This is a genomic window from Paenibacillus sinopodophylli (assembly GCF_005930355.1).
Taxonomy (GTDB): domain Bacteria; phylum Bacillota; class Bacilli; order Paenibacillales; family Paenibacillaceae; genus Pristimantibacillus; species Pristimantibacillus sinopodophylli.
Map to the genome: position 1 here is coordinate 731,637 of NZ_VDBO01000001.1, position 23,437 is coordinate 755,073.

Genomic DNA, 23,437 nt, shown 5'->3' on the forward strand with positions numbered 1-23,437 from the left:
ACAATATTAGCTTAATAATTGTTGCAATGCTTCTTTGACAGAGGTTGGTTTGCGACCAAGGAGCAGTTCTAAATCAGAATGAGCATTTTCAAGTCCACCTTCACGGATTCCTTGTTGTGTCATTACAAGCATGGTGACTAGATCTTCTGGTAAACCCGCACCTGATAGCATTTCACCATAAGTAGCATCATCAACAGGCAATAGAGGAATATCCTTTCCCGTAACTTCGTTTAATGCATCTACAAATTGTTGCTGTGTCAGGTTCTGACCAGATAATTCGTATGCTGTATGTTCATGTCCTTTACCTATAAGCACATTTGCTGTTGCTTCCGCCAAGTCTGGGCGGTATACCCAGCCAACTTGACCCATTCCTGCAGAAGTAACCCAAGGGGCACCGTTCAGACTTTGCTGAATCGTCCCTAACTCATTCTCAACGTACCAGTTATTGCGAACAAATACATACGAAATACCAGATGCTTTAATAATCTCTTCACGAACACGATGTATACCTGCAAGAAAGAATTCACTCACATCAGCACGTGGTGCACTTGAATAAACGATTTGAGCAACGCCAGCTTCTAAAGCCGCTTCTACAGCATTAGTTTGTTGACGAATTGAAGCTTCTGCTTCGCCGAATGTCGAAACTATAAATACACGATCTATACCTTGGAACGCCTGAACCAATGTATCTTTTTTGTCAAAGTCCGTTTCGCGAACCTCAATCCCTTGACCAGCAAAAACTGCTGCGCGTTCTGATTGAGTGTCACGTACACCTGCAAGGATATATGAAGCTGGAACTTTCTCTGCCAAGCTTTCTACAATTTTGGACCCCAATTTGCCCGATGCACCGGTTACTAAAATTTTCATTTTTCTTTTCCTCCAATTCGGGATAGATTCATCCTCGGTTACTTGCAGCATATTCACCTTCCGGATGTACAACACTTGTTGTATAATTTAGTCTATATCTCATTTAAAATTTGAACAATCAACAATATAAGCGAAAGATTGTATATACGACATTTCATTTCAAATGTCGAAAAACAGGAGTGAATGATATGGAGAAATCATTAGATCCAAGGTTCCTAAGAACACGTAAACTGATTATGGACGCTTTTATGAAGTTAGTTGTAGAGAAGGAGTTTAAGGATATAACGATAAAAGATATTACTCAAAGAGCAACTGTTAATCGTGCAACCTTTTATTATCATTTTTTTGATAAATACGACTTAATGGATACTATGCTCAGTGAAGATGTGTTGCAAGGTGTATTAAAGGATGTGACCTCGCATGAATCTTTAACGACGGAAGCTCTCAATGATATTTTATTAAGCTTAATTTCATTACAAAGTGGGTTAGCTAATCAATGTTCACGCAGTTATGAGGCATTCACAACCAAAATTGAAACCATCGTGAAGGAAGAGCTCGGCAAAGCATTTAAAACTTTGTTAAAGCAAGAGTATCCCGCTTGGACTTCTGAAAAACTGGAATTGCATAGCATGATGATAAGCTGGAGCATCTTTGGCATGTCGACTAAATATGTCAAGAATGGTCATACGCCATCGGAAGATTTGACGAAGGATATTTTCAATACATTATTAAATAGATAAAGATTTCAAATAAATAACCGTTATTAAAAAAAAAAAGGGATTGTCTGACTTCCACAGTCGGACAATCCCTTCATTATTCTGATAAGTTCAACATGAAGTACGTTCTAATTGATGACTTGATTCCGCTTAAACAATCCCCATAATTGATCTGCCACCTCTTCCGGAGATTGAGGCATGCTATTCAGAATCCACCACTCGATTACTCCTACAAAAGCGGAACCGATAAATTGAGTCATCAATTCTTTGCTATACTCTTTGTTATTTCCCTCCATATTAATATGAACATTGATATGGCTGGTAACAAGCTCCAACATCCGTTCCCGAAACGCAGGAATTCCTTTATTTGATAGCATGGACACATAAAAATGATGGTTTTCTTCAAAATAGCGAATGACAGGCAAAAAGGAAGACTGAATTAAATCGATTGTCTCCCCGTTAGCATCCGTAGTCGTCGTTGCTGAAATCATTTTGTTCAAATACAATTCTATACACGTATTCAGCAGATCGTATTTATCTTGATAATGGAAATACACGGTTCCTCTATTTACATTCGCCCGATCAGCGATTTCATTTATCGTAATGTCCTCAAAGTTCTTTTCGGAAATTAAAGAAATAAACGATTGTAAAATAGTGTCCCTCGTTTTTGCAATTCTTCTGTCGGTCTTAACGCCCATCTAAATAACCTCCGTGAAAATATCTAACAGTTTTATGTTTTCTGTTGGATATTGAACAAAATCAGCTAAAATAGCGATTGAACTTGTTTGTATAGCTACTATAATAATCAATAAGTCCAATTTATTCAACAAGTGTTGGATGATTGTATGGGAACAGCGAAGGGAGGCGGACAATCGTAGTTTGTTCGTTCGAATGTCGAACTGAACATGTCAAATGAAAGATGGCGATACAACCAATACGTTACTCATACTGGAGGCCGTAATGAACGACAAGTTACGTGTTGTCATTAATATTCTAGTGCTCCTATGCTTACATGAAAATAAGAAGCTTACCAGTGCTCAAATATCCGAAAAGATTAAGATAGACCCCACCAGAATACGTCGTCTTCTTGGCTTGATAAAAAACGCAGGGTATGTAAAAACTAAAGAAGGTATCGACGGCGGCTATACGTTGTCTATAGAGCCGAATGAAATAACCTTAAATGATTTGTATACGGTACTGTCATCTGAGCAGCTACAGAATTCCAAATCACCCATGCACGATAAGGGACACTTTATTAATGAGATAGACATGCAGCTTGAATATATTTTCCTTGTGAGTGAGAGTCAGCTCAAACAACAATTAGAAAAGATAACGTTAGGCAGTATGCTTCAAAAAAATTCATTTCTTGAAACTTGCCAAAATCAATAAATCAAATTTAATTGACTTGGTGTAATTTTAAAAAATAAATAAGTTGCGTAGTGTTAATTATAAATTTTAGGAGGACATCGTCATGTCACTAGAAACGTTAAAAGCAAAATTGGAATTAAAAGAATTAGTAGATTCTTATGCCACTCTTACAGATGCAAAAAAAGTGTCGGAGCAAATGCTTGTATTTACGTCTGATGCAAGCTTTAAAGTTTACTTTGGTGACCACATGGTATCCAATGTTACAGGGACAGAACAGCTGGAACAGGAGTTCAACGGACATGTTGCCCTTGTGAAACGTTATTTCTCTACAAACGCACAACACAATGTAAAAGTAGATGGTGATACGGCAACGGGAGTTGTCTTCTCTCAAATAAAGATGGTGAGGGATGAAGAGGGCATCGAGATGATTACAGATTATAGCGTCCAATATCATGATGTATATGTACGTCAGAACGGAAAATGGCTTATTAAAGAACGTGCTTCACATTACATCATTGTCGAAGCAAGACCATTGAAAGGGTAATGTAAGCTTCAAGTCAAAAGATAGAAAGGGCGAGATCGTTTAACATACGATCTCGTCCTTTTTCATGTCATTTGTTCACATGATAGGTTACTCGCCATTACATGGCTTATGGGAGTTTGAAACATGAAGTACCAGCGCGCAAGATCTGAAGCACAAATTCAAGATCGAATTCAAGAAATCGTTGCAGCAGCATCCACGATCTATGACGCAGAAGGCTACGAAGGATTGAACTTCACTACGATTTCAGAATATACAAAATTCACAAGACCAAATCTATATAAGCATTTTAAAACAAAAGAAGAAATTATCCTCTTAATCCTGAATCAGGATCTAGTGTCTTGGATAATCGAACTAAGCAAGTCTTTTCACATTAATAAGCTGTATACCATTCACGAGATTGGAGAAATTTGGATCAATACGTTAGCGAAGCATGAACGCCTAATCGAGTTGCATACTATTCTTTACACCATGATTGAAAAAAATGTTTCGGTGGAAGTACTTGCTGAATTCGAGAAAAAATCGATAGCCAATCATTCCGAAATTTTTAACTTGGTAAGTCAACTTTTCCCGAAAGCAAGTGTAGATCGTATAACTAACTTTATATATGCAGCATTCACATTGGCCTTTGGCTTGTATCCTATGTGTAAATTAAGCGATTTGCAATTAGAAGCGATCAAGTTATCCGGTTCGATTTATACACCGCCTGACTTCAAGAGAACTTATCTTGCTTCACTTTACTCATTAATGTACGGCTTGGAACATTCCATTGCAATTGAATGACAAAGTAGTATAAGACACAGAAAACCGTGTATACGCGGTTTTCTGTATACTTGAGCTGTTCTCCGTTTTTCAAAGGGATACCTTAAACACTCAACCATTAAGAGTTTACTCCAAATTCCTTACCGAAATCCTCCATCTTCTCCAGGATCGGTAGTAATTTAACTCCTTTATTTGTTAATGAATACTCTACTCGCGGAGGAACTTCCGAATAAACCACACGTTTAATTACTCCATCTTTCTCGAGCTCCTTAAGTTGCTTCGTGAGAGAACCTTGAGATAAACCACCAAGAAAATTTTTTATATCTGAATAACGGCGTGTATCTCCTTTTAGATACCATAATATAAAGTATTTCCAACGACCTGACAGCACATTCTGGGTAAAGGCAATCGCGTACATATCCCTTTTTTCATCGATAAACGCTTTATCAAATCCATCATTACAAACCCTCATGAATATCGCTCCCAATCTAAAGGTACAAGAAAATGTACTTGGTTCATTTATATTGCCCTCTTTGCAAATTCAGCAAATAAACTTAAGATAAAGTCACAGAACGGAACAACATGCTTCAACATTTAGTTAGCAGGCTAAGCATTATTGTACCACAAAAAAAGTGGATCTACTCTGTGACTATTCCCTTGAATTAGCTAAATTGACACCTGTTTTTCACCATGATACATTTAGTCTGCTAAATAGATTCGGATAGTGGGAGGTGAGTTCATGACAGATGCAGTGGATTGCGATATTCGTCAGTCGCTAGATCGGATCTCCTCGCAGATGCGTCGAAATTATGGTGAATCACTGCGTGAGCTTAATCTTTATGTGGGGCAAGATAATCTATTGTATCGATTATGGTTGGGCGATGGGGTAACGCAAATGCAATTATGTGAACACTTAAAATGCGAGCCGCCAACGGTAACGAATATGGTGAAATCACTGGAACAGAACGGATTCATATACCGCAAACGTGATGGCCAAGATGCAAGGATCATGCGTATTTTTCTAACAGACAAAGGCAAAGCATTAGAGACACCGGTCGAGATCAAATGGAGACAGCATCAAGAGAAATTACTTCAATCCATTTCTACGGAAGACCGTCTGGTATTAAAACAATTTCTGCAACAAATGGAGAGTAATTTATTATAACTCTCTTATCTCCAATATATATTTAGTAAGCTAAATATATATTGGAGATACTAATATCCTATTTAGCTGGGGAACAGACCCTGATTCTAATACGATTATTTATTTAGTAGGCTAAATAAATTGCACAAGTAGATTGAAATTGAAGAAAGGAGCATCTGCTATGAACGTAATCAACAAAGTGAATGATCTATAGTTATCCATTTTGAATTTTGTTCACATCTATAAAACGCTAATCCCATAGATAGTCTGGAATATACAACTGAGGTTGTGCGATTAGCCGATCAGTTGGGATATATAAGATATTGGTTTACGGAGCATCACAATACGACAAGTCAAATCAATACATCACCAGACCTGCTTAGTCTACACGCTGCCTCTCAGACTATATGCTGCACATCTCGCACCGAGGTTAGCAATACCGATTTTACAATTCTATCGTAAAAATTTCAATCCATCTTCGTATCTGAAGGTACCAAGGAGCATTTTGACTATTCCCGTTATCACTGCTGAAACGGATAAAGAGGCAAAATACTTGAGCAGTCCGTTAGAACTTATGTGGGCAAGGATGGCAACAGGATCTTCTAATCTTTCTTTTCCTAGTCCTGAGGAAGCTGCCTCCCATACGTACACACCTGACGAAGAAAGAGCTAGGGAATACAATCGTGAACGATTTGTAATCGGAAGCATTAACCATGTAGCTATTACTTTAAGAGCCAAAGCCAGTGAGTCAGCAACTGACGAAATCATGATAGCTGACTTTTATCCGAAACAGACAGCAAGAGTTAAAGCATATGAATTATTGGCTACAGAGTTCGGCTTGAACCGAAATGAGGTGCAGCATGATTAAAAGAAAAAAACTTAAAATCGGAGCGATTGTTGATGGTGTCGGCTGGAATCATACAGGCTGGCGTCATTCCGAAATGCCGTCAAATGCAAGTGAGAACCTTCATTATTATGTGGAAAAGGCCAAACGGGCAGAAGAAGGTAAGCTGGACATGGTCTTTTTGGCTGATGTCAGCCATATCGGACCCAGAATGATTCCACACTACCTTAGTATGTTCGAAGGAGTAACAATCTTGTCTGCGCTAAGTATGGTGACGACCCATATTGGACTTGTAGCCACCATTGCAACATCTTATGCCGATCCATTTACAGTAGCTAGACAGATGGCCTCTCTCGATAAAATTAGCAACGGACGGGCAGGATGGAACGCAATAACATCCAATCCCGGAGGATTAGCTAATTACAGTCGGTCGCATCTGACCAAGGCAGACTTATACCCGATGAACAAGGAATTCCTCGAAATTGTGAGAGGATTGTGGGATTCCTATGAAGACGATGCATTCATTCGTGACAAGGATAGTGGGATTTTCTTCAATCCTAACAAGATGCATCCCTTGAATTATAGTGGTAAATATTTTTCAGTCGACGGGCCATTAAACATTAGTCGCTCACCTCAAGGAAGACCTGTTATCTTTCAAGCGGGAACGTCAGATACCTTAATGGATATTGCCGCAAAGCATGCAGAGGGCGTACTCATTCCCGGAGAGAATGAATATGATGCGAAGCTGTTCGGTAAAGAATTGAAAAGGAGAGCGGTGCTGGCTGAGCGATCACAAGATGATGTATTGATTATGGTGACGCAAAATCCGATCGTAGGTAGAACAGAAGCTGAAGCACTTAAAAAATTAGAGGAGTTGCAAGCGACTTTACCTCTAGGTTATAAACTGCCTAAGCCGTTGTTCTTCGGCTCAGCAGAACATGTCGCGAAGTTGATTGAACAATGGCATGCATCTGGTGCCATGGATTTACTGCTAATTCGTCAGGATCATCCTTCTGGAATTGATGATTTTATTGACCTGGTTTTACCGATTCTTCAAGAGAGAGGCCTGTTCCGCGAAGAATATGAGTCCCATACATTACGTGGAAATCTGGAGCATCCTTATCCCGAGAATAGACATGCCGTAGAGAGAAAGATATAGATGCTGAATGTGTAAGAACTTTTATGAAAAATGCAGACATTCATATATCCGTAGTATTTGACCAAAAGTAATAATAAGGAGCTGTTTGATATGAGTAAAAAAATACGTACAGGAATCATTGGCGGATCGATAAATAATGGATGGGCGAGAGGAACACATATTCCAGCTATTGAACATCTGAATGAGTATGAGCTTACAGCAGTCGGGACGAGTAATATGGATAGTGCAAGGAAGAGCGCTCAGGCATTCGGGGCTGCTCACAGCTTTGATCAAATGGAGGATTTGGCTCAACATCCCGATGTGGATATGGTCGTCGTTAGTATTAACGTTAAGGACCATTATTGTGCCGTTAAAGCTATTGCTCCTGCTGGAAAACCGATATATTGCGAATGGCCGCTCGGATCAAATACTGCTGAAGCAATCGAAATGCAAGAATGGGCAGCTTCCGGACAGTTGCCCAACGCAATTGGACTACAGGCTCGACAGGCTCCGGCAGTTCAGTATGTGAAAGACCTATTGGCAGAAGGTTATGTTGGAAAAGTATTGTCAGCCAATCTAAAAGTATTTATTGCTGGGATGGGTGGCGTGGGTGATACATCTACTGCGTATTTATTCGATCGTACATTAGGAGGGAACTTGCTCACCATTGTAGGAGGGCACAATCTGGATGCATTCACCTACATGCTTGGTGACTTTATAGAACTTTCTGCCGTCACTGCACAGCAGTTTCCTGAAGTCGATTTAGTAGATATAAATAAAATCATTAAGAAGACGACGGATGATCAAATTCTGATTACAGGTAAATTGACGAACGGTGCTGCAGCCAGTGTTCATATTCAAGGGGGAGTCAAACATGAAACTGGACTTACACTTGAAATTTTCGGAGACAAAGGAACAATCGTGTTGAGCGCACCTGCTTCAATCCAATTCGGGTCACATCTATTACGGGGAGCAGGACCTGCAGACCAAGAATTGCATGAATTAACGATTCCCGATTCCTATTACTCGGTACCAGAATCCCTTAAGCAGGACTCAGGATTTGTTCTGAATATAGCTCAGGCATACCATAAGTTCGCCCAAGACATTCAGGAAGGTACATCCTTAACACCAAATTTTGTGGATGCGGTCAAACTACATCAGTTACTAGATACCGTAGAGAAAGCAGCACATACAGGAGAACGGCAGTATTTATGAATGGAACTGACTAAGAAAAACAAAAAAGCTTAATAAATAATTGAAGAAAGGGTCTGGACACGCAGTTGTTCAAGGCTCAGTATATTGCAATCGAGAGTTGGTTGATAAAACAAACAGCGGCAATCTAGGACGATATTTTCTAGTCAGTCCAAGACATGCCGCTGTTTTTTATTGACGTTGTAAACATTCCTCCACAAGTGGAACCTTGAGATAGAGTAACATTATTGTAGAAAGAATGATTGCCATTATAACAAATCTTGTGGTATAAACCTGTGTAAGAACAAGCGTACATTATTCGATATGTAAGGGAGATAATAAGTGGACACCATTCTAAAATACGTCGATTCTCTAAAAGACGAGATTGTTGGTCTTCGCAGAGATTTTCACCGCTTCCCTGAGACTTTATTTGACGTTCCACGCACAGCAGCCAGTATTGCTGAATACTTGAGTAATATCGGTCTGATCGTACATACTCAAGTTGGAAAACATTTCGGAATGGGTGTAATAGGTGTACTCGATAGTGGTAGACCTGGCCCTACGATTCTTCTTCGCGCCGATATGGATGCACTTCCGATTTCGGAAGAGAATCCATACGCTTATCGATCGGAAAGAGCAGGTTATATGCATGCCTGCGGACATGATGCTCACATGGCGATGCTTCTTGGGGCTGCTAAAACGCTTGTAAAGTTCCGTGATCACGTTTCTGGTGTCATTAAATTTGTATTTCAAGCTGCAGAAGAAAGTGCGCTTCCGAGTCCTATTGATGGACGAATGATTAGTGGCAGTAGAGATATTCTGGAATCAGGATTCGTAGATGATGCTGAACTTTGCTTTGCCCTCCACGTTTGGCCAGAACTTCCATTAGGTACGATTGGCATCCATAGAAATCATGCGATGGCCGCATCTACACATTTTCATGTTACTTTTCAAGGGTTGAACGGCCATCACAGTACCCCTCATCTAGCGATTGACGCACTGACTATGGCAACTCAATTCATCGCTGATGTCAAAATAGGATTGGCAACAGAATTCGATCCTTTTGAAACTTCCGTATTATGTTTTGGTACTTTGCATGCCGGTACAGCAATAAATGCAATCGCTGGAGAGAGCAAACTGAGCGGTACTTATCGCGTCTTAAGCTCTTCAATGGTTCAAAAATTGCAAGAATTATTAGAAAGTCGAGCCGCAGCTATTGCGGATACATACAGAGGGAGTTATTCTTCGCAATACCGATTAGGAACTCCATTAATTAATCATGAGGTAGCAGTGAATCTTACTGTACTGGCTGCAGAGATTGCATTAGGTAAAGAAAGCATTGCTCATCTAGACAAACCTAGCTTAGCCGGTGAAGATTTTGCATTGTTTGTCGAGAAGATCCCGGGGGCTTTTGCGTTTCTTGGAATCAGAGAGGCAAATAACAAAGACGTTTATCCACTGCATCATCCATTGTTTGATGTAAATGAGGAAGCTTTAACTGCGGGCTCCAAATTATTTGTACAATGGGTGATACAAGCTATTAAAGAATATAAATTCTAATTCTGTAGTACTTGCCACTTCAAACTGGAAGAGATTTTTGAATATTTTTTATCAAACGGCCATTTTGACTGGTGGCATATCATGCTTGTTTTTATTCTCTGATAAAACTAAAAAGGCATTGAGTCCCACACCCAGTAGTTCCTATTTATAGGAGGGAAGAGATTCAATGCCTTTTTTATACCCTATTCTAATTGACAGAGGTGCCATAATCACAGCAAACGCTATTGACAAAACAAGCTACTACGTTTTACTATGTAGTGGTAGTAAGTAATACGCGATACCAGTCATACAGAATAGCTAGGAGTGAGTGGGTTGGAAAATTTAACTGAAATGCTAAAAGGTGTGCTTGAAGGCTGCGTCCTTGAAATTATTAGCCGCAAAGAAACCTACGGCTACGAAATTACACGGCAGTTGAACGCTCTTGGTTTCGCTGATGTCGTAGAGGGGACGGTGTACACCATTCTGATCCGGCTTGAAAAAAACAGGCTTGTAGAGATTACCAAAAAGCCATCAGACATGGGACCACCTCGAAAGTTTTTCACACTCAACGACGCAGGGCTTGAGGAGCTGAAAAGATTTTGGGAGAAATGGGGGTTCATCACGTCAAAACTCAACCAACTAAAGGAGGAGCAATAATAATGCTGGATTCAATTATTAAATTAATTATTGGTGACTTAGAAGAAAAACGAGTCTATAAGCAATTTATGAAGCGAGTTGACACCCTCCCGAAAGATTATCGGTATGCGTTTCGCAAAATTCAACATTATATGTTTAGCGTTGGCCCCCCAGGCGGTGACATGACAATATTTACTGACTTAACGATGTTTACGAGCTTAGTGGATTTATTTGAAGAAAGCGCAGCAGAGGGCAGACCGATTCTTAATATTATAGGCAATGATGTCGGCAAATTTAGTGATGAGTTTATGCTCGCTTCGGTTATCAACACAGAATCACTGCGAGAAAAAATAAACAAAGATATAATGGAAAAATTTAATAAGAAGGGGCAATAACGATGCTGGAGCAGATCAAAAAAATAATTGGGGATAAAAAAGAGTATAAGGCGCAAATGACAAGAATCGAAGTACTTCCTGAAGATTATCGGTTTGTTTTCGAAAAAATCCATGGGTATATCTGGAGTTTCGCGGTAGGAGACGGCTCTGACATGTTGAAAATTCAGAGTGAATTAATTGAGCTGTTTGAAGCTAGCGCCGCGGATGGCAAGCACGTTCTTGACATAACGGGCGAAGATGTTGCTGGGTTCTGCGACGAGCTTTTACGCGATACAAGAAAGTGGACCGATAACTTTCGCAATAGATTAAACCGCGACTTGAGGAATAAATTCGGAGAGGGGAGCGATTCTAAATGAAAGAAATCGCTATCCAAGTAAAGGCTCTGCAAAAATCCTACAAACAGCATCAAGTCCTCAAGGACGTAAATCTCGAGGTAGAGAAGGGCAGTATTTTTGCTCTGCTCGGCTCCAATGGCGCGGGCAAGACAACTGTTGTCAAAATCCTCAGCACACTGCTTCAACCAGACAGCGGATCCATTACCGTAAATGGATTCGACGTTACATTAAGCCCCGACCATGTACGGCAGGCCATCAGTCTGACCGGGCAATTTGCCGCCGTGGATGAAATTTTAACTGGACGGGAAAATCTGATCATGATTGCAAAGCTAAGATACCTTCAAAATCCGCGTCAGGTTGCAGATGACTTGCTTAGGCGTTTTGGTTTGACAGAAGCTGCTGATCGCAAAGCATCTACTTACTCTGGTGGCATGCGCCGCAGGCTCGACATCGCCCTTAGTCTCGTAGGAAAACCGCAGATTGTTTTCCTTGACGAGCCGACAACAGGACTTGACCCCGAAGCGCGCATCGAGGTTTGGAAGATGGTAAAGGAACTTGCCGCTGGAGGTACAACGATATTTCTTACTACACAGTATTTGGAGGAGGCGGAACAGCTTGCCGACCGTATTGCCATCCTGCATGAGGGCAGGATTATTGCGGGCGGAACGCTCTCTGAGCTGAAAAAGCTATTCCCGCAAGCGAAGGTTGAGTATGTTGAAAAACAGCTATCTTTAGAGGAAATATTCCTCGCAATCATCGGTAAGAAGGAGGCTATATAAATGGAGACAGTAAAAAAACATTTTTTCAGCGATTTAGCTGTTATGCTTGGGCGCTCTATGCGCCATATTTCCCGCAGCATGGATACCATCATAACGGTCTGCATCACTCCGATTGCGATGATGCTGCTGTTTGTCTATGTATTTGGTGGCGCGATCCAAACCGGATCGGATAACTATGTGAACTACCTGTTGCCTGGCATCTTGCTGATTGCAATTGCAAGTAGTATATCTTATACGGCTTACCGCCTGTTTTTGGATAAGCAACGGGGTATAATTGAGCGGTTCCATTCCATGCCGATTTCGCGTTCTGCCGTGTTATGGGGACATGTTATAACATCAGTAGTATCCAACATTATTTCTATTATCGTCATCATTCTCGTAGCGCTCATGATGGGCTTTCGTTCATCGTCAGGAGTGCTGCCTTGGCTAGCCGTAGCCGGTATACTTGTGCTGTTTACACTAGCTTTGACTTGGGTCGCGGCGATTGCCGGACTATCCGCCAAATCGGTGGAAGGCGCCAGCGCGTTTTCCTATCCACTGATCTTCCTGCCGTTTATCAGTTCGGCGTTTGTGCCGACCAACTCGATGCCCACTGTCGTTCGCGTCTTTGCTGAAAACCAGCCAGTAACGTCAATCGTGGAAGCTATTCGTGCGTTAATGTCAGGTCAGCCAATGGGCAATGATATCTGGGTTGCTCTTGCATGGTGCATCGGAATCATGCTCGTCGCATATGTCTTTGCAATGAAGGCGTATAAGAAGCGGATATGAAATGCTGGAAGAAGGATCCATACGCAGCTCCCTGAAGTGCACCCCCTAATAGAGATTGGCTAAGCTTCTTGGATGAATCGATGACCTAACAGGGGTGCATTTAGTTTCAAGGTCATCTAGTCCAGATGCAAATAGAAAGTCGTTGATTCGCCAAGCTCGCTCCTCGCGTAAAGCCTGCCGTTGTGCTGATCAACAATCGATTTGGCAATGGCAAGGCCCAGTCCATGTCCACCTTGGGTGCGAGAGCGGGAAGAGTCTGTGCGATAGAATCGATCGAAGATCCGGTGCAAGTGCTCTGCTGCAATGCCTTCGCCCGTGTTCGTAACCGACAGAACGACATCCTGATGTTGTTTCTTCAGCGCAATATTGATTGATCCGCGCGGCCCCGCGTATTTGATGGCATTGTCGAGCAAGATCATGATGACCTGCTTGATCTGCTCGCTGCTGCCATTCACCGTCAGTCCAGGCTCAATATCATAGTCAAGTTGGAGTTCCTTCTCGAAAATCACAGCTTCCATCGTCAGCATAATCGTCTCCACTGCATCGCTAAGATCGAACTCAACATGCATCATGATAGCACGTGAGTCCTCCATCTCGGTCAGATAGAGAAGATCACCCGTCAACTGGGCCATACGAAGCGTTTCTTGCTTAATGACATACAACCACTTGGCTTGGTTCACAATCGTATCCTCACTATTAGCGAGTAGCACGTCTGCATTAGTCTGTATAACTGCAAGAGGCGTCTTCAACTCGTGGGAAGCGTTGGCTATAAACTGCTTCTGCTTCTCGAAGGCCTCCATAACCGGAGCAATAGATCGACTGGCGAAATATCGGCTGATGAAATAAATGACGACGAGCATAACGAGAGCGACAGCACCGAATGTATAAATCAAATTTGTCAAAATGCTTTGCTGCGCGGTGACATCCATGAAAACGAACATACTGCCTGAAGCAGTGGTCGTCTGAACAATAAACGCCCATTCGTTTCCGTCCAGCTTGAGTTGGCCGGTCGTTTTGCCCGTAGCTAGTGCTTCTTGAAGTGCCTCTTGGTAGAAGGAATCCTCCATATCAAACCGCGAGTCTGTGCTTGTTAACGTGCCAGAGCTATCTGTTTCTAGTTTGAATGATATAGAACGCTCGGGCCGCCAGCCATCGTTTTCCATGCCCACAGGGGGCTCGCCCTGAATCTCATCTGGAAGTGATGCGCCGTCATCATTGGGATCGAATCTTCTAGGACCGTCCTGCTGTTTATGATAAAATTCCGAAACTTGATGCAGTTCCATTGCGATGTCGCGTTTCACATTTTGATAAGTGATGACATAGATGGCCGTGAAAGTAGCCAACATCATGATGGTGATCGTAATTAGGTTCAGTAGCAGAAAACGGTTTTTGAGCTTTTTGAACATGCTACTCTGTCACCTCCAGGTTGTAACCAACGCCTCTGATCGTTGTAATCTTCACAGCCGAATGCAGAAAGGTCAGCTTCTTCCGTAGGAACGAAATATACACCTCCACATTGTTGTATTCTGCGTTCGAGTCAAAACCCCACAGTTTTTCAATAATCTGTTCCTTCGATGTTACAGCTAGCTTCCGCGTCACAAGCAGCTCGAGCAGCTCGCTTTCCTTCAGGTTCAGTTTTAATTCCTTACCCTTAACGGTCAGCTTTAGTAGGGCTGAATTCAGCTCAATATCCCCGAAAGTCAACGCATCCTCCGGGACGACCTCTCCTTTACGCCTTAGTGCAGCGCGTATTCGGGCCATCAGCTCCTCTGTCGAGAACGGTTTAGCGATATAATCATCGGCACCATAATCGAGTCCAATTACTTTGTCCGTAATCTCACCTTTGGCGGTAAGCAGAATGACTGGTGTTGCGGCGCCTACACTTCTCAGCTTGCGGAGCACGGCGAAGCCATCCATCTCAGGCATCATGACATCGAGCAGCAGAAGATCGTAGATGCCACTAAGCGCGAAATCGTAAGCGGATCTGCCGTCATGGACGACATCCACAGAGTAGTTCTGTTTCTTCAATAGTTGGGACAAGGCTTCCGCCAAATGTATTTCATCTTCTGCGATTAGAATTCGCATTGGCTGTTCATCCTTTGCTGTTTATCTAAATTTCATATTCCTATTATATCAATTGAACCTTTAGCCAACCTTAACTGTTTTGGCGTAATCGCTATATATAGGAAGCGTAATTTTTTAAAGGAATTGTAAATCGATTTAAGATTCACTAAAGGTTGGGGGATTAAGATACAGATATAAGAAATGAGACCACAACGAACTGCAGAAAGGAATGAAACAATTATGGCTATTGAAGTGTTCAACCGATATGAGAACAAATACTTGCTGGACCATGATGCATATCTTCGATTTTATAGCGACCTGCATGATTATATGGAGCTTGATGAATATAACAAGCAGCATGAGTTTTATTCGATCAGCAATCTTTACTTCGATACACCGCATGATTCGCTTATCCGTGCGAGCCTATCGAAGCCGAAATACAAGGAGAAGCTTCGGTTAAGAGCTTACGGCGTACCAAGTGGTGACGCGAAGGTTTACCTGGAAATGAAGAAGAAGGTGTTCGGTCTCGTCAACAAACGAAGAACGGGTCTGAAGCTAAACGAAGCATACGAGTTCGTGCAAACCGGAATTGAGCCCAAATTCAAGCCTTACATGAACAAGCAAGTGATTGAGGAAATCAAATATTTTCTCTGTCGCTACAAGCTCGAGCCGAAGGTGTATCTGGCATATGAACGGAAGGCGATGTTTAGTAAGGTAAGCCGAGACCTACGCATCACCTTCGACACGAACATCCGCCATCGCCGCTGCGACTTAGGGCTTGAGCATGGCGATCATGGCGAACTTCTCGATCCGGCCAACATGTGGCTGATGGAAGTTAAGGCGGAGAATACAATTCCGTTATGGCTTTCCCGTCTATTATCAACGCATGGATTATACCGTACTAGCTACTCCAAATATGGCAACGAGTACAAGAAGACGGTAAGACAGAGCAACGTGCGACCCATGTTAGCAAGGGAAACCGCACTGAATACGCAAACAACAATAACAACACCATTTATGGAAAGAGAGCGTGTACTCTATGTTTGATTTCGAAACCTTTTTCAATCCCACAACTACAACCACCACAATGACCCTAGGCAGCTCCATCATCACAATCTTAGTCGCCATTGCACTTGGCGCTATTATCAGCTTCACGTACATGAAGACGAGCCCATCCAGCTATTCGCAAAATTTCACACTAACGATGATCATTCTGCCCACAATCGTCGCCATTATTATTCTCCTAATCGGAAGCAATATTGCGCGTGCTTTCAGCCTTGCAGGAGCCTTCTCTATCATCCGGTTCCGAAGCGCACCCGGCGACCCGAAGGATATCGCATATGTTCTGTTCACAATGGCTGCCGGTCTAGCTTGCGGCGTAGGCGCCTTCGGTTACGCAGTATTGTTCACTTTAATCCTATGTGCTTTGATGTTTATTTTAAACAAAACCAACTTCGGAGCGAGAAAGTCGGCTCAGAAGCAGTTGAAAGTCACGATTCCAGAAAGCTTAAGCTACGAAGAAGCATTCGTAGAAGTATTCACTACGTTTGGTGTTGCATATGAACTGAAAAAAATTCGCACGACTGAGCTTGGCAGTTTGTATGAGCTCGTTTACAACGTTACCTTGAATCAGAAGACGAACCAGAAGGAATTCCTCGACGCAATCCGATGTCGCAATGGCAACTTGGATTTGTCCCTAACAATGGTCCCTACGGGCCCAGCCGATTATTAATACAACAACATTTTACAATATGGAAGGAAGATTAATATGAAAAAGACGAAAATAAAACACTTTTTGGGCATAATTGCTTTATGCACGGTGCTGCTAACTTCTGCCTGCAGCAATGGTAGCAATAATACGGCGGCATCTGGCAATACGGTAGTTGTGGAAACGGCATCGACAAGCGAGCAGACAGGTGAAACAGCAGTTACGACAACCGAGTTGTCGATGGACGAACTCGTGAAATTCGATGATGCAGACTACAACACGGAGTGGAGCGAAGACAGCTCGACGAAGATTGTTTATAACGGCACATCGGCTAGCGTGAGCGGAGCCGGAGCTGCTGTAGGCGAAAGTGGTTCGGTTAGCATAACGGAGGCTGGTACGTACGTATTAAGCGGTACACTGAACGACGGACAGTTAACGGTTGACGCACCGGACGGTACGGTACACCTTGTCCTGAACGGCGTGGAGATGCATGATAACGACAGTGCTCCACTGTATATCGTAGAAGCAGGGAAGGTTATTGTAACGTTGCAAGAAGGCACGGAAAACAAGCTGTCAGACGGCAAGAACTACGTCTATGCCGATGCGACTACCGATGAACCGAATGCAGCCTTATATAGTAAAGCGGACCTGACGATTAATGGAACGGGCAATTTAACAGTGGAAGGGAACTTCAATAACGGCATCAATAGCAGAGATGACTTGAAGCTGGTTTCAGGTACGATTGTGGTTAAGGCAATCGATGATGGCGTACTCGGCAAAGACCGTGTGGCTGCTCTGGAAGGTGCAAAGCTGACGGTCGAAGCAGGCGGAGATGGTGTGAAATCGACGAACGCCGATGAAGAAGGCAAAGGCATTATCGCCATCGGCGGCGGGACGTTCAACATTACGTCCGGCAACGACGCGCTTCAAGCGGAAACAGCAATGCTTGTAAATGGCGGTACATTCTCGCTCATAACTGGCGGCGGCAGCGTTAACGGAGAGACGCATGTCGAAGAACGCGGCGGCTTTGGCAGGGGTCAGCAAGCAGCGCCTGATACGGCAAGCACGGAGACCAGTACGGATTCGACTGCAACGGCAGTTGAATCGACAAGCGCGAAAGGTTTGAAAGCAGGCACTGATATTCAAGTGGGAGGCGGCACGTTCGAGATCGATTCAGCGGACGACGCTGTTCACAGCAATGGCAATCTGACGATTGCTGGTGGCGAGTTAACACTCACAACTGGCGACGACGGTATCCATGCAGATACCGCGGTTACGATAGCTGGCGGGAAGATCAACATTACGAAGAGCTACGAAGGTATCGAAGGCTCCATCATCAACCTGGCAGGTGGCGAGACCAAGATTACGGCGTCCGATGATGGCGTGAACGTGGGAGGCGGCAACGACGGGTCATCAGTGGACGGACGTGCGGGACAGAACACGATTACCGACGGAACTCACCTGATGACGATAAGCGGAGGCACCCATTACGTGAACGCGACCGGGGACGGACTCGACTCCAACGGTTCGATCGTGATGAGCGGCGGCACAGTGATCGTTAGCGGTCCAACCAATGCGGGCAACGGCTCTCTTGATTATGATGGCACGTTCGAAATGACAGGTGGCTACCTGATCGCTGCAGGCAGTTCGGGAATGGTGCAATCGACTTCCGATACGTCGACGCAGCAATCGGTACTCATGACCTTCCCTTCGACAATGGAAGCTGGAACGATGGTTCGTCTCGAAGACAGTGAAGGAAACGAAATTGCGACGGTTGCTCCGACCAAAACATTCCAATCAATCATGATCAGCTCACCTGACCTGAAGCAAGGCAGCACGTATACCATCTACTCAGGTGGCTCGTCTACCGGCACAGAAACGAATGGATTGTATAAAGGCGGCGAGTACACAGGAGGTACGAAGATCGTGAGCTTTGAGATTACGAGCGTTGCAACTTGGGTGAACGAGTCCGGCATAACGACTGCTCAGAGTGGCATGGGTATGGGAGGAGGCATGGGCGGTGGTGGACGTCCAATGAGGGGCCAGGAAGGTGGTCAGCCTCCAGCTGACGGTGCCTTAACTGAGTGAAAGACTTGATTTAATGTAGCTTAATTGATAACCGTCAGCCCTCTAGATCGAATTGTTGGACTTGACCAAAATCAAACAGCGGCAGACCGAGACTTGAAAAACAAAGTCTTGGGCTGCCGCTGTTTTCATTGAACTAATTACCGGGAAATTTGATAATTATGATAATATAAACGTTAAATACAAAGGGTGTAGTGGTTTAATAAGCACGATTGAGGAGTGTACCCGCATGCATTCTTTTGATAATGGACATCTTATTGTCCTTCTTTCACAAACTTCTCGATTCGAGCCTTAATTGCATCCCGAACGTTTCTGAATTGATCCATGATTTCTACTTCAGTGCCTGAAGCTTTGGCGGGATCATCAAAGCCCCAATGCCATTTCACCACATTTGGATTAGAAATGACAGGACAATGCTCATCGGCATGGCCACAAAGAGTAATAACATAGGATGCACGATTTAAAATTTCTGGATCTATTACATTAGAGGAATATTGACTAATATCAACGCCTGCTTCTTTCATCACTTGAACGGCTCTAGCGTTCAGTCCGTGTGCTTCGAGACCTGCGCTTTTCACTTCGTATTTTTCACTGCTGAGGGCATTAAGAAAACCATCCGCCATTTGACTCCGGCAAGAGTTACCCGTACACAAGAAATAAACCAATTTCTTTTCCATTTTAATTATCTCCTTTAATATTCATTTAGTGAATAATACTAAGCCATAAATAAAGGCCAACTAACGTTATAAACAAGACGGGAAGGGTCAGTGCAATACCAATTTTAAAATAATAGCCCCATGTAATTTTCACGCCTTTTTTGGACAGCACATGCAGCCATAATAAGGTAGCTAATGATCCAATTGGCGTAATTTTTGGACCTAGATCAGAACCAATAACATTTGCATAAATCAGAGCCTCTCGTATTACACCATCCGTGTTTGTTCCCTGGATAGCCAAGGCGTCGATCATAACCGTAGGCATGTTATTCATAATCGAAGAGAGGAGAGCAGCGATGAAGCCTGTACCGATTGTTGCGATAAATAAGCCCTGATCGGCTGTCCATTGAAACACTTTGCCGAGTTGATCAGTGAGTCCAACATTTCGGAGTCCATAAACGACGACATACATACCGATGGAAAAGACGACAACCGACCATGGTGCTCCTTTGATGACTGCGCCCGTATGGATAGCTGGACTTCTGCGTGCTGAAAAAATAAAGACGATTGCTGCAACACAAGCAACGATCGATACAGGAATATAGATGAACTCACTTACTAGGTAAGCAAATAATAGTACAGATAAAACAATCCAGGATATTTTAAACATGCGCATATCCTTTATCGTTTCACGAGGCTGTTTTAGCTGGTTAAGATCAAAACTCTTAGGAATGCTTCTTCTGAAAAAAAAGAATAGAACTAGAAAGCTTGCACCAACAGCAAAGAAGTTTGGAATAATCATACGACTTGCATACTCGGCAAATCCAATGCCAAAGAAATCAGAAGAAACGATGTTGACTAAGTTACTGACCACGAGCGGCAAGGAAGCCGTATCGGATATAAATCCGCTTGCCATAATGAAAGGCAAAATCATACGATCATCAAATTTCAAGGCTCTGACCATGGCAAGTACAATCGGTGTAAGAATGAGTGCAGCACCATCATTTGCGAAAAATGCAGCAACAGCAGCGCCTAGCAATACGACGAAGGTGAACATGAGATAACCGTTCCCTTTTGCAAAGCGTGCCATATGGAGTGCTGACCACTCAAAAAATCCGATTTCATCGAGAATGAGTGAAATCAGGATAACTGCGACAAATGCTAATGTAGCGTTCCAGACTATGCCGGTTACGTCCCACACATCATTAAAATCTACAATTCCAAAGAGTAGGGCAAGTATTGCACCGCCAACGGCAGAATATCCAATATTCAGACCTTTAGGCTGCCAAATGACGAAAATCAAGGTGATAAGAAATATGACGGATGCGATAGCTAACATGATTCCTCCTAAAAACCTTGTTCAAAATAACTACTGTAGAAACATGGCCTTTAATTGCAACAATCAGGACTTAGCTTCTTAAGTTCTTCTTTCATAGAAGGGAGCGCATTTAAGATGCCATTTAGATAAGGTTTATCATCCGTATTCAATGAATAATAGATCCATTGTGCGCGTCTTGTCTCATTAACCAAATTGCCAACTTTTAATTTTTTTAAATGCTGGCTTATATTGGGTTGTGTTGTTTCAAGTATCGTTACAATATCGCATACGCACAATTCTTGCTCCTTGAGCAGTGCAAGGATAGTAAGACGAGTCTTGTCAGACAATAGCTTCATTGTCTCGGCAAGATTGTCAATCGAATGAATCATGTAATCACTCCTTCAAATCGTTTCACACCTTCCAATGATTATTATACTCAGCTGATTATATAAGTAAAGTGTTATATAAGTGTTAACGCATATAGAAAACGAAGCAAAATAGTCACGAGAGCAAGGCCGGATTTCTCATTCATCAGAGAGCTTCGATATGCAGCTGATTCTTCCATTGAGTGCGTTCCGAAGCTTGCAGATCTCATTGATCCTAACATTCACAGTTGTGGTACAGTTCGGCCGCATGGAGAAGCTGAACTTAGCCAGCCGGAGCATCGTTTTTATATCACAGGGGCAAGAGTTACGGACGTGCACCAACATTTTTACTCGCTACGGGTTATGAGCAAGTTAGAAGTGTTGTAGCAGGTTTAGCAGGGGATTGGGACTCGGCACGTGAAGTTAAGCTCCATTTGCCAGAAACAGGCGTTTGCAGTGTTTCTCGACCAAAGACAGCGTTGAAAATTACTAATTCTTCGTGCTGTGGACCGTCCGTTGATGCGAATAAAACCAAATAAAATAAACACAGAGGCAAAAGTTAAACTCGTTTCAGCTATAACTCCTGTTTGATTGGTTGGTCTTATACAATGTATCAAATTAAAACGGGTATAATCATCGCCATTGTTCTTTCGGGAGTCTACGGGGCAGGCAAATCCAAGTTTTATGAAATAGCAGATAGAGAGAAAAGAAGACTGTCTAGAAGGGCTGATTGCCTTTTTTGGAGGGTCTTTTCGTATATAGGTGGTGAAATTCCATTACTGCGCGGTGAAGAAGGGCGCTTTATCTTTGCACCGGATAGCCGATTTATCTTCGAAGATTAGAAAATTTTCACAATTGGCTTCGTGGGCTTGCCCCCACAAACGACATTATTAATCCGAAATTAATTTATTAACGAAAGTGAAGGGAGCGGCTCATGAAACACTCGAAAGCGATAACGCTTATAAGCCGGATCTACCAAAACCAACATCCGTTATTTGATTCCGAGGAGATGGCTAAAGCAGCAATTGACGATATCGATATTTTCCAAGTCTCTCCCCAAGTTTATTATTTATTGAAGAGCAGTGGCTTATTAGAAGCCGTGCCTTCCGAGCACCGAACCAGGCTTAAATCAGGCGTGGATGCTGTTTTGTTTCAAAACATGCTGATCCGCTCCGAGATGAACAAGCTTCTTGAAGCGTTTGAGCGTTCAGGAATTCAAGTTATCATATTGAAAGGCATTCGGTTGTCTGAACGTTTTTTTGGACATTTTTCGGGCAGGGGAACATCCGATATCGATCTGCTTGTACGTCCAGAAGATTTGGAAAAGGCGGTTGCCCTATTGGAGCGCCATGAGTTTATCCGGTATATAGAAGACGATGCGGATCATTTCCATATGCTATTGAATAAATTTTATGCGAATGAGGATTTCCCGCTGCTCGGGGTGGAACTGCATTGGAATATTTTGCGCGAACATGTCTCGGATACGGATATGAGCAGCTTTTGGAAAGATGCAGAACCGATTTCTCCCTTTCAGTTGGTGAAGGAGCTTTCGGCCAAGGACACCTTTTACTACCTATGTCTTCATGGCTATAACCATAATATGTTATCACTGAAGTACGTTATCGATATTTTGCACGTCCTGAGATGCTGCAGCGCAGAAATAGACTACGGCCAGCTCTTTGCACAAGCAAAGAGCGATGGAAACTATGCCAAAGTACTAATTGCGCTGACAATTGTCTATGACTTATTTCCAGAGCTGAATGAAACCAAGCCGCTAAACCTACGGAGGCACTGGCCGCTTTGGAATATCGAACTGATGCGAAATGCCCAATTCGGGATCAGGAACTGGCGTTTTTATGGCTTCCATCTGTTATCTGCCTTCGTCGCCTATGATTCAGTTAAACAACAGTGGGCACATCTGCGTTATTTACTGCTGCCGCCAAGAGATTATGCCTTGGACCTATTAAAGTATGCCAATAGATCTGACGTCCCAGATTCGAATGAGCCGATGAGCAAAATCTATGCCAAAATCTACAAGAGAAGACTACAATTTTGGATTCGAACCATTCGTGCCAAACAAAAAAAGAATTAAATCGAATATTCTCGTTTTATACATACAAAAAGCAGGTATTAATACATTTTATCATAGTATTATTTTACTAAGTTTTATAAATATCATTGACTATCCATATAATATGAAATAAATTCCTTGAAAGGA

The 23,437-nt window shown here is 42.8% G+C and carries 26 protein-coding genes and 1 pseudogene; 19 read left to right on the forward strand and 8 right to left on the reverse strand.

Features of this window, described 5'->3' with window-relative positions; translation table 11 throughout:
* Positions 1–6 precede the first annotated feature (6 nt).
* Positions 7–867 (reverse strand): SDR family oxidoreductase, encoded by an 861-nt coding sequence (locus tag FGT79_RS03145; protein WP_138751329.1) that lies wholly within the window; start codon positions 865–867, stop codon positions 7–9.
* Positions 868–1,055: 188 nt separating this feature from the next.
* On the opposite strand from FGT79_RS03145, the gene FGT79_RS03150 reads away from it, so the two are divergent.
* Positions 1,056–1,607 (forward strand): TetR/AcrR family transcriptional regulator, encoded by a 552-nt coding sequence (locus FGT79_RS03150; protein ID WP_138751330.1) that lies wholly within the window; start codon positions 1,056–1,058, stop codon positions 1,605–1,607.
* A 104-nt stretch (positions 1,608–1,711) separates the two neighbouring features.
* On the opposite strand, the gene FGT79_RS03155 is transcribed toward FGT79_RS03150, so the two are convergent.
* Positions 1,712–2,281: a TetR/AcrR family transcriptional regulator gene (locus tag FGT79_RS03155; RefSeq protein ID WP_138751331.1), complete on the reverse strand. Its 570-nt coding sequence runs from the start codon at positions 2,279–2,281 to the stop codon at positions 1,712–1,714.
* 262 nt (positions 2,282–2,543) lie between these two features.
* Here FGT79_RS03155 and FGT79_RS03160 point away from each other — a divergent pair, with 262 nt between their 5' ends.
* The 3 genes from FGT79_RS03160 to FGT79_RS03170 all read left to right on the forward strand — a co-directional run bounded on the left by FGT79_RS03160 (position 2,544) and on the right by FGT79_RS03170 (position 4,275).
* Positions 2,544–2,972 (forward strand): Rrf2 family transcriptional regulator, encoded by a 429-nt coding sequence (locus FGT79_RS03160; RefSeq protein WP_171056054.1) that lies wholly within the window; start codon positions 2,544–2,546, stop codon positions 2,970–2,972.
* Positions 2,973–3,054: 82 nt separating this feature from the next.
* Entirely contained in the window at positions 3,055–3,495 is a 441-nt protein-coding gene (locus FGT79_RS03165) for a nuclear transport factor 2 family protein (RefSeq protein WP_138751333.1), read from the forward strand.
* Between the two features lie 123 nt (positions 3,496–3,618).
* Positions 3,619–4,275, forward strand: coding sequence for a TetR/AcrR family transcriptional regulator (locus FGT79_RS03170; RefSeq protein WP_138751334.1), 657 nt, complete (start codon positions 3,619–3,621; stop codon positions 4,273–4,275).
* 97 nt (positions 4,276–4,372) lie between these two features.
* On the opposite strand, the gene FGT79_RS03175 is transcribed toward FGT79_RS03170, so the two are convergent.
* Complete coding sequence (locus FGT79_RS03175; protein ID WP_138751335.1) at positions 4,373–4,726, reverse strand: winged helix-turn-helix transcriptional regulator; 354 nt, start codon at positions 4,724–4,726, stop codon at positions 4,373–4,375.
* Between the two features lie 267 nt (positions 4,727–4,993).
* Between FGT79_RS03175 and FGT79_RS03180 the strand changes: the two genes are divergently transcribed.
* From FGT79_RS03180 to FGT79_RS03225, 10 genes are all read left to right on the forward strand, one after another.
* On the forward strand, positions 4,994–5,419 hold the full coding sequence (locus FGT79_RS03180) for a MarR family winged helix-turn-helix transcriptional regulator (RefSeq protein ID WP_138751336.1): 426 nt from the start codon (positions 4,994–4,996) through the stop codon (positions 5,417–5,419).
* 532 nt (positions 5,420–5,951) lie between these two features.
* Complete coding sequence (locus tag FGT79_RS31755) at positions 5,952–6,266, forward strand: hypothetical protein (RefSeq protein ID WP_246096117.1); 315 nt, start codon at positions 5,952–5,954, stop codon at positions 6,264–6,266.
* Positions 6,259–7,401, forward strand: coding sequence for an NtaA/DmoA family FMN-dependent monooxygenase (locus FGT79_RS03190; RefSeq protein WP_171056055.1), 1,143 nt, complete (start codon positions 6,259–6,261; stop codon positions 7,399–7,401). The genes FGT79_RS31755 and FGT79_RS03190 overlap by 8 nt, the downstream gene beginning before the upstream one ends.
* 90 nt (positions 7,402–7,491) lie before the next feature.
* On the forward strand, positions 7,492–8,595 hold the full coding sequence (locus FGT79_RS03195; RefSeq protein ID WP_138751338.1) for a Gfo/Idh/MocA family protein: 1,104 nt from the start codon (positions 7,492–7,494) through the stop codon (positions 8,593–8,595).
* A gap of 318 nt (positions 8,596–8,913) precedes the next feature.
* A complete protein-coding gene (locus FGT79_RS03200; protein WP_138751339.1) occupies positions 8,914–10,131 on the forward strand; it encodes a M20 metallopeptidase family protein in 1,218 nt (405 codons plus the stop codon).
* Between the two features lie 330 nt (positions 10,132–10,461).
* Positions 10,462–10,767 carry a PadR family transcriptional regulator gene (locus tag FGT79_RS03205; RefSeq protein ID WP_171056191.1) on the forward strand — a complete coding sequence of 102 codons (306 nt, stop codon included), beginning with the start codon at positions 10,462–10,464 and terminating at the stop codon, positions 10,765–10,767.
* Positions 10,768–10,769: 2 nt separating this feature from the next.
* Positions 10,770–11,141 (forward strand): DUF1048 domain-containing protein, encoded by a 372-nt coding sequence (locus FGT79_RS03210; protein ID WP_138751341.1) that lies wholly within the window; start codon positions 10,770–10,772, stop codon positions 11,139–11,141.
* Between the two features lie 2 nt (positions 11,142–11,143).
* Positions 11,144–11,497 (forward strand): DUF1048 domain-containing protein, encoded by a 354-nt coding sequence (locus tag FGT79_RS03215; RefSeq protein WP_138751342.1) that lies wholly within the window; start codon positions 11,144–11,146, stop codon positions 11,495–11,497.
* Positions 11,494–12,255, forward strand: coding sequence for an ABC transporter ATP-binding protein (locus tag FGT79_RS03220; protein ID WP_138751343.1), 762 nt, complete (start codon positions 11,494–11,496; stop codon positions 12,253–12,255). The genes FGT79_RS03215 and FGT79_RS03220 overlap by 4 nt, the downstream gene beginning before the upstream one ends.
* Positions 12,256–13,023, forward strand: a complete 768-nt coding sequence (locus FGT79_RS03225; protein WP_138751344.1) for an ABC transporter permease — start codon at positions 12,256–12,258, stop codon at positions 13,021–13,023. It abuts the gene before it with no gap.
* Between the two features lie 116 nt (positions 13,024–13,139).
* On the opposite strand, the gene FGT79_RS03230 is transcribed toward FGT79_RS03225, so the two are convergent.
* Together FGT79_RS03230 and FGT79_RS03235 are read right to left on the reverse strand one after the other, a co-directional pair.
* Positions 13,140–14,429 (reverse strand): sensor histidine kinase, encoded by a 1,290-nt coding sequence (locus FGT79_RS03230; protein WP_138751345.1) that lies wholly within the window; start codon positions 14,427–14,429, stop codon positions 13,140–13,142.
* Between the two features lies 1 nt (position 14,430).
* A complete protein-coding gene (locus FGT79_RS03235) occupies positions 14,431–15,108 on the reverse strand; it encodes a response regulator transcription factor (RefSeq protein WP_138751346.1) in 678 nt (225 codons plus the stop codon).
* Between the two features lie 219 nt (positions 15,109–15,327).
* On the opposite strand from FGT79_RS03235, the gene FGT79_RS03240 reads away from it, so the two are divergent.
* From FGT79_RS03240 to FGT79_RS03250, 3 genes are read left to right on the forward strand one after another with little or no spacing between them, the layout of a single operon-like run.
* Positions 15,328–16,134 (forward strand): polyphosphate polymerase domain-containing protein, encoded by an 807-nt coding sequence (locus FGT79_RS03240; protein WP_138751347.1) that lies wholly within the window; start codon positions 15,328–15,330, stop codon positions 16,132–16,134.
* On the forward strand, positions 16,127–16,819 hold the full coding sequence (locus tag FGT79_RS03245) for a DUF4956 domain-containing protein (RefSeq protein ID WP_138751348.1): 693 nt from the start codon (positions 16,127–16,129) through the stop codon (positions 16,817–16,819). Before FGT79_RS03240 ends, FGT79_RS03245 begins: the two co-directional genes overlap by 8 nt.
* Before the next feature lie 36 nt (positions 16,820–16,855).
* Positions 16,856–18,883, forward strand: coding sequence for a carbohydrate-binding domain-containing protein (locus FGT79_RS03250; RefSeq protein ID WP_138751349.1), 2,028 nt, complete (start codon positions 16,856–16,858; stop codon positions 18,881–18,883).
* A gap of 251 nt (positions 18,884–19,134) precedes the next feature.
* On the opposite strand, the gene arsC is transcribed toward FGT79_RS03250, so the two are convergent.
* Genes arsC through FGT79_RS03265 form a run of 3 tightly spaced genes read right to left on the reverse strand, consistent with a single transcriptional unit; the run spans position 19,135 to position 21,240 of the window.
* Entirely contained in the window at positions 19,135–19,557 is a 423-nt protein-coding gene (gene arsC, locus FGT79_RS03255; protein ID WP_138751350.1) for an arsenate reductase (thioredoxin), read from the reverse strand.
* 25 nt (positions 19,558–19,582) lie between these two features.
* Positions 19,583–20,875, reverse strand: a complete 1,293-nt coding sequence (locus FGT79_RS03260) for an arsenic transporter (protein WP_138751351.1) — start codon at positions 20,873–20,875, stop codon at positions 19,583–19,585.
* Between the two features lie 50 nt (positions 20,876–20,925).
* Positions 20,926–21,240, reverse strand: a complete 315-nt coding sequence (locus FGT79_RS03265; RefSeq protein ID WP_138752902.1) for an ArsR/SmtB family transcription factor — start codon at positions 21,238–21,240, stop codon at positions 20,926–20,928.
* Between the two features lie 117 nt (positions 21,241–21,357).
* Here FGT79_RS03265 and FGT79_RS31760 point away from each other — a divergent pair.
* Together FGT79_RS31760 and FGT79_RS03275 are read left to right on the forward strand one after the other, a co-directional pair.
* Positions 21,358–21,758, forward strand: a pseudogene (locus FGT79_RS31760) (flavoprotein); the annotation flags it as partial.
* Between the two features lie 395 nt (positions 21,759–22,153).
* On the forward strand, positions 22,154–23,311 hold the full coding sequence (locus FGT79_RS03275) for a nucleotidyltransferase domain-containing protein (RefSeq protein WP_138751352.1): 1,158 nt from the start codon (positions 22,154–22,156) through the stop codon (positions 23,309–23,311).
* The last annotated feature ends 126 nt before the right edge of the window (positions 23,312–23,437 follow it).

Excerpts from the sequence above, each read along its gene's own strand:
- FGT79_RS03145 (WP_138751329.1), bottom strand. The coding sequence starts at position 867 with ATGAAAATTTTAGTAACCGGTGCATCGGGCAAATTGGGGTCCAAAATT.
- FGT79_RS03150 (WP_138751330.1), top strand. The coding sequence starts at position 1,056 with ATGGAGAAATCATTAGATCCAAGGTTCCTAAGAACACGTAAACTGATT.
- FGT79_RS03155 (WP_138751331.1), bottom strand. The coding sequence starts at position 2,281 with ATGGGCGTTAAGACCGACAGAAGAATTGCAAAAACGAGGGACACTATT.
- FGT79_RS03160 (WP_171056054.1), top strand. The coding sequence starts at position 2,544 with ATGAACGACAAGTTACGTGTTGTCATTAATATTCTAGTGCTCCTATGC.
- FGT79_RS03165 (WP_138751333.1), top strand. The coding sequence starts at position 3,055 with ATGTCACTAGAAACGTTAAAAGCAAAATTGGAATTAAAAGAATTAGTA.
- FGT79_RS03170 (WP_138751334.1), top strand. The coding sequence starts at position 3,619 with ATGAAGTACCAGCGCGCAAGATCTGAAGCACAAATTCAAGATCGAATT.
- FGT79_RS03175 (WP_138751335.1), bottom strand. The coding sequence starts at position 4,726 with ATGAGGGTTTGTAATGATGGATTTGATAAAGCGTTTATCGATGAAAAA.
- FGT79_RS03180 (WP_138751336.1), top strand. The coding sequence starts at position 4,994 with ATGACAGATGCAGTGGATTGCGATATTCGTCAGTCGCTAGATCGGATC.
- FGT79_RS03190 (WP_171056055.1), top strand. The coding sequence starts at position 6,259 with ATGATTAAAAGAAAAAAACTTAAAATCGGAGCGATTGTTGATGGTGTC.
- FGT79_RS03195 (WP_138751338.1), top strand. The coding sequence starts at position 7,492 with ATGAGTAAAAAAATACGTACAGGAATCATTGGCGGATCGATAAATAAT.
- FGT79_RS03205 (WP_171056191.1), top strand. The coding sequence starts at position 10,462 with ATGCTAAAAGGTGTGCTTGAAGGCTGCGTCCTTGAAATTATTAGCCGC.
- FGT79_RS03210 (WP_138751341.1), top strand. The coding sequence starts at position 10,770 with ATGCTGGATTCAATTATTAAATTAATTATTGGTGACTTAGAAGAAAAA.
- FGT79_RS03215 (WP_138751342.1), top strand. The coding sequence starts at position 11,144 with ATGCTGGAGCAGATCAAAAAAATAATTGGGGATAAAAAAGAGTATAAG.
- FGT79_RS03220 (WP_138751343.1), top strand. The coding sequence starts at position 11,494 with ATGAAAGAAATCGCTATCCAAGTAAAGGCTCTGCAAAAATCCTACAAA.
- FGT79_RS03225 (WP_138751344.1), top strand. The coding sequence starts at position 12,256 with ATGGAGACAGTAAAAAAACATTTTTTCAGCGATTTAGCTGTTATGCTT.
- FGT79_RS03230 (WP_138751345.1), bottom strand. The coding sequence starts at position 14,429 with ATGTTCAAAAAGCTCAAAAACCGTTTTCTGCTACTGAACCTAATTACG.
- FGT79_RS03235 (WP_138751346.1), bottom strand. The coding sequence starts at position 15,108 with ATGCGAATTCTAATCGCAGAAGATGAAATACATTTGGCGGAAGCCTTG.
- FGT79_RS03240 (WP_138751347.1), top strand. The coding sequence starts at position 15,328 with ATGGCTATTGAAGTGTTCAACCGATATGAGAACAAATACTTGCTGGAC.
- FGT79_RS03245 (WP_138751348.1), top strand. The coding sequence starts at position 16,127 with ATGTTTGATTTCGAAACCTTTTTCAATCCCACAACTACAACCACCACA.
- FGT79_RS03250 (WP_138751349.1), top strand. The coding sequence starts at position 16,856 with ATGAAAAAGACGAAAATAAAACACTTTTTGGGCATAATTGCTTTATGC.
- arsC (WP_138751350.1), bottom strand. The coding sequence starts at position 19,557 with ATGGAAAAGAAATTGGTTTATTTCTTGTGTACGGGTAACTCTTGCCGG.
- FGT79_RS03260 (WP_138751351.1), bottom strand. The coding sequence starts at position 20,875 with ATGTTAGCTATCGCATCCGTCATATTTCTTATCACCTTGATTTTCGTC.
- FGT79_RS03275 (WP_138751352.1), top strand. The coding sequence starts at position 22,154 with ATGAAACACTCGAAAGCGATAACGCTTATAAGCCGGATCTACCAAAAC.